This window comes from Granulicella aggregans (genome assembly GCF_014203275.1).
GTDB lineage: Bacteria > Acidobacteriota > Terriglobia > Terriglobales > Acidobacteriaceae > Edaphobacter.
In genome coordinates this window covers 1-5,012 of sequence record NZ_JACHIP010000061.1, presented here as the reverse complement: position 1 = coordinate 5,012, position 5,012 = coordinate 1, and the positions used below count along the sequence as shown (strand labels likewise).

Sequence of the window (5,012 nt, the reverse complement as noted above, 5' to 3'; positions counted from 1 at the left end):
AACTGGCGCGACAGTGTCACGACAATCTGCTCTCCGTAGCCTGCGCGTTCGGAACCGAGCACTTCGCGCCTGATTCGGTCGCCCAACTTCCAATAGAGGAGGGTCAACCCGGAGTTTACCGCCACCGCCGCCTGATACTGTGCGTCGGAGATCAGGCGGCGAAGGTCTGAGACAAGATCTTCGGGCGCGTTCGAGGTCGGCGTAATGTCGCTCATAAGAAACTTAAGATGGATTTCAGCCAATTGTGCAACAGGCTGCTGCACAATTGAGCTGCCAGGCCCGATTTGGCTGCATTCAGCGTAGCACGAATTTACCTTCGACAATCTACATTGTCGTGGGTAAATAGAGCGAATACGTTTCGCCATTAGTGCGCGATCGCGCAGTTATTCCCTTCTCCTTCAAAACCTTCTACACTACGGTTGTTATTGGGTTTATGAGGTAATTCTATGGCACGGCCAGCTTCTTGGCTCCCCCGATTGCACGAGATTCGCCGTACGGTATCAAGCTCAATACGGTCTCATTACACCCGGCGCGAACTCGAGGTATTGTTCCAGTTGCAGCCCCGAGCAGCCCTAAAAGTCATCGAACTCCTCCCTACTGTTTCCATTGGAACTTCCCTATTGGTCGAGAAAGACGCGTTGCTCAGCTTTTTGCAAGGAGCCCAGGACGCGGATGATGTGACCGCGTACTTTGAGCGTGTGAGGCTGGCGAAGGCGACGGTTTCACATCGGAAAATCAGATCTCTGGTGCGCCAAGATCGAGAGCCTTTGACGATCTCCTCCCTGCCCCGTACGCTCCAGCTATCGCCGGGTCGGCTAGAAATCAAGTTCGCGACCGTCTTGGATCTCACAGAAGCAATGTATGCGTTGGCACGGGTGCTCGAGAACGATGAGCAGGAATTTGCGCGCCGGTATGAGGAATGTGCTGTCCGCGAATCCGATATAGATTCCAAAGAGGTCGATCTTATGTTTCTCCAGCTCGAGAGAGACGAGGAAGATCGGAATCAGCGCCTTTCGCAGGAGACTGAGCGGCCGATTCTTTGATTGCCTGTTAGCTGTACAGCTGCTACCATTCCGCTAGCTAGTTGCTGTACAGCTACTACAAACATAAGAATGTGATAAACCTTTTGAATCGGAAGGCAATTACGCCTAAATTTATAAAGCAGCCGCTATATAGCGACTGTACAGCTGCTACCTAGGAGCTTTCCGTATATGCCAGCTGTACAGCAGGCATCTTCAAGCTACATCGCAGCTAGCAGCTGTACAGCTGCTGCATGTTTACTATAAGATTGCTATCGCTATACAGCTGCTGTACAGCCTCATTAGGAGTTAAATGGTTATCGCTGTTTCAAATCCAAAGGGGGGCTCGGGCAAAAGCACCACGACCCTAATCCTAGCGACGCATCTAGCCCATGTAGGCGCGTCCGTCTGCGTCATCGATGCCGATCCCAACCGCCCAATTCAAGACTGGAAGACAAAGGGGAATTCACAATCGAATATTGCGGTGATAGCCGACGTGAATGAAAGCAACTTCTTCGACGTACTGGACGCGCAGATCTCCAAATTTCAATTCATTTTCGTAGATCTAGAGGGAACCGCTAGCTTTCTTGTTTCTAGGGCCATATCCGCCGCAAATCTCGTCATTGTGCCCGTGCAAGCCAGCGCTATCGACGTCCGCCAAGCGAGCAAAGCGATCAAAATTGTCCAGGACGAAGAAAAGGCTGTCCGACGATTCGACCCGAGCCGCCGAATCAATTTCCGCATTCTCATAACCCGCACGCCCGCTCCAGGTGCGCCCGTATCCCTGTCTCAAAGAGAGCTCGAGAGGGATCTCACCGAAGCCGGAATCCCTCGTTTTACTAACACATTGGCCGAGCGCCAAGCGTTCAAAGCAATGTTCAATCTTAGGCTGAGTTTGCAGGAATTGGCAGGTGACCGAAGGGCCGGCAACCTGGAGGCCGCCTATGACAATGTCGAAGCTCTTGCGCGAGAACTAATCAAAATTTCGTCAGAGGAGACCAACAAAGATGAGCAACTTCCTAGATCTTGATTCTGGTGAAGCCGAGGAGCCGCCAGACGGCGCGAGCCTTCGCGAAATGCTTGCAAAAGTGCCAGTTTCGAAGCCGCGACCTCACCTCAGTCCCGACATTTCAGACAAACTGGCCACAACCCACGGGTTCGCAAGCCGAGATCATTCTGATCGGTTTCTCGGTGGAATTCCCGTCAGAAGACCGGTCCGCGGCACCACCTCAGAAGAAACCAAACAGCTTGCGATCAGAATGCCTGTATCGCTCTATAAAGACTTTCTGGCTTTCGCTGACGGCCGACGCTTGACCTATAGCGAAGCGATTCGAGCGCTCCTCGACGGACATTGATTGCCAGCCAACCTCTCGGGTCTCTGGGATCAATTTGACCCCCGGAGACCGCTAGAGAGGTTGGCTGGCACACCGATCGCCAATATCAATGAATACATCGGCCTGCAACCGCATTTTTACTTCTTTGTTGAGAGTTTTTACCAGCCAACCTCTCGCTTTTAGATCCTTATGGCATGCCAGCCAACCTCTCGCCCCCGGATAGAGAGGTTGGCTGGCACCATCGCTTCCAAACTCGCGCCTTTGGATCAGATTTGCACCTCTTTCTATGCAAAAGTCGAGAATTATCCGCCAACGGAGCCACACAGAAAACCAACTTCGACCTCATGACCAGGAACGAGGGCGCCTAGAGAGGTCCGCTGGCAACAATAGAGAGGCGCGCTGCCAAATGGGAGAGGTTCATTGGCAGACCTAGAGAGGTTACCTGGCAGCCCGATAGCGACCTCGGCTGGCAGAAAGCGAGAGGTTGCTTGGCAACTTTAGAGAGGTGCGCTGGCAAAAAACATCTCATAACCATCGTTATATCAATAACCTACGCGTCCTTAAAGCTCTTAACTGAATTTACAGATGTTGCAATTCCTATACGATTCAACCAACAACTTAGAACATGTCTATCAAACGCAAAACTCCCGCTAATAGCTCAACAACTTCAACTCTGATGCCAATTTCGGTTGATGTTGATCTCGTTAGATTTGAGAAGAATCTGCTCCAAATCGGATTCTTTGGAGCAAACGATGCACGCGACAAGAACCGAACCTCGCGACGCATTGAGCAGATCGTTCATCGGAACGGTCACAAAATCAAAGTCGCTGCCGAGTTCAGAGGCTCAGAACTGCTTGGACTACCGTCAACGACGGACCGCGACAAGTTCATAGCCCTCCTCAAAATTATTAGCGAAGATCGCGCGCGAACCGGGCAGATAGATAACCCTATCCGCTTCAGCGGATATAGGCTCATTCAAGAACTTGGCCTTTCGCGCAACGGAGAGATATACGAAGAGATATTGAAATGGGGCAAACGGATGACCGACACCACCATTACTTCTGAGCAAGTCGTGTATCGCGCCGCGAAAAAAGTTTATTCCGATGAGGTGCTGCATGTATTTCGATCATTTCGGCGGACCGGCAGCAGCAACCTAAACGGTGCCGAGAAGCAGGAGCATTACGAAGTTGTCCTCGAGGATTGGCTCCTTGAAAACCTCAACCAACGATATGTAATTCCGGAAGATTTCAACGCATACAAGCAACTAGCTCGGCCGACCGCAAAAGGGATCTTTGGCAATCTGCATCTCTGGTTTCACGCCAGCCAAGGACGACAAGTTGAGAAAGACTATGCGGAGTTATGCAATCTTTTGAATGTACAGGCGTATCCCCACCTATCGAAGATCAAATCAACAATGGGTCTCGCGCTCAACGAGTTGGTCAAGATTAGATACATTTCACGATGGGAAATACTGCCGATGTCCAGCAAGCTTGGATACAAGATCGTCCTCCAAGCGGGCGAGGAACTGCTTCGGGTGCTCGACAACTCACGCCCCGAACGTCGGGAAGTTTTGGATCTTGCCCAGACGCTTTTAGGAGAGGGTAATCAGAGTGGCATGACCGGTGATCAGCAAGAGGCTCTCGCGTTGCTGGAGAAACACGGAATTCTTCCGGCCAAGGCGGGACAGCTCGTCCAAAGGTTTGGCTCCGACAGCGTGATGGATACCGTGGAATATCTTGAAGGACAAATGACCTCAGGCAAACGCCGGAACATCGAAAACCCGGCCGGACTCATCATTTACTCCCTTGAAAATGGACTACCAGTCCCGGCTGGTTTCTTGAGCGTGCGCCGACGAAAAGAAGCGCAAGAAAACTCGCGGTTAGAGGAAACGAAACGCCAGGATCGCGCCGAAGCGGAGGTGGCTTACATGCGGTGGATCGAACGGGAGCAGCAAGCGGCGGTGAATGAGAAGTATCCGGAACCAGCTCTTCAATCACTGGTTGAGAAGATCGTGGCAGAACGCACTCACTCAGATGAGAATTTTAGAAGAGTTCCTCAAAGGAGTCGCCCTGCCGTCGCCATGCAAATCATCCTAAAAGAAGTGAAGCAAGAATTGGCATTACCTAGCTTTGAAAACTGGTTGGCGAGCTCGAGCCAGATCGATCTGTTTAGCTAGCGTAGTCTACTTCACCGTTAAGGTTTGTAGGAAGGTCTATATTCAGTGGCAGAGAGGTGAGCCAAACCTCGGATCGAGGGGCTCTTCCCAACCGAATGACGCGCTTAGCACTGAAGGTATGGGCTTACCAAGGTAAGGCTGTTTCATTACGAAGGGGGGAATCTCTCTTGGTAATCAATTTCTTGGGGGAACCTAAGTTGTTATCTTGGGACAGATAGCTAATGTGAAGAGTTGTGTGGGCCCAAACTGATGTGTTTTGTGAAAATTGTTCCATTTGTGTTGACAGAGAAGAAGTATGCAGAGATCGCAATCGAGGCGTTCAACAGGACCATGGATGATCTCGTCATCCGTCGGATTCCTATTCTCAATTCAGGCGTGGAGTCTGTCGAAATCGATCATGTCGAAAATGCAGAAGAGATACTGAAAGAGTTCGACGAGACTCCAGAAGACGATTAGCTGAGTTTCTCGTGGCCGGCAGTCTTC

Annotated in this window: 5 protein-coding genes; 4 read left to right on the top strand and 1 reads right to left on the bottom strand. The window is 51.1% G+C overall.

Annotated features, from left to right (window positions below; genetic code table 11):
- Nucleotides 1-215, bottom strand: a 215-nt coding sequence (locus tag HDF16_RS29945) for a DUF1016 N-terminal domain-containing protein (protein ID WP_221313427.1), incomplete at its 3' end; no start/stop codon positions are given.
- A 405-nt stretch (nt 216-620) separates the two neighbouring features.
- Between HDF16_RS29945 and HDF16_RS29940 the strand changes: the two genes are divergently transcribed.
- The 4 genes from HDF16_RS29940 (at nt 621) to HDF16_RS29925 (ending at nt 4,985) form a co-directional block, all read left to right on the top strand.
- The gene (locus HDF16_RS29940) at nt 621-1,043 is read left to right on the top strand and encodes a hypothetical protein (RefSeq protein ID WP_221313426.1); all 423 of its coding nucleotides are present in this window, start codon (nt 621-623) and stop codon (nt 1,041-1,043) included.
- 289 nt (nt 1,044-1,332) lie between these two features.
- Nucleotides 1,333-2,049 carry a ParA family protein gene (locus HDF16_RS29935; protein WP_184224592.1) on the top strand — a complete coding sequence of 239 codons (717 nt, stop codon included), beginning with the start codon at nt 1,333-1,335 and terminating at the stop codon, nt 2,047-2,049.
- 929 nt (nt 2,050-2,978) lie between these two features.
- Nucleotides 2,979-4,529: a replication initiator protein A gene (locus tag HDF16_RS29930; protein ID WP_184224590.1), complete on the top strand. Its 1,551-nt coding sequence runs from the start codon at nt 2,979-2,981 to the stop codon at nt 4,527-4,529.
- Between the two features lie 258 nt (nt 4,530-4,787).
- The gene (locus HDF16_RS29925; protein ID WP_184224588.1) at nt 4,788-4,985 is read left to right on the top strand and encodes a hypothetical protein; all 198 of its coding nucleotides are present in this window, start codon (nt 4,788-4,790) and stop codon (nt 4,983-4,985) included.
- Nucleotides 4,986-5,012: the final 27 nt, after the last annotated feature.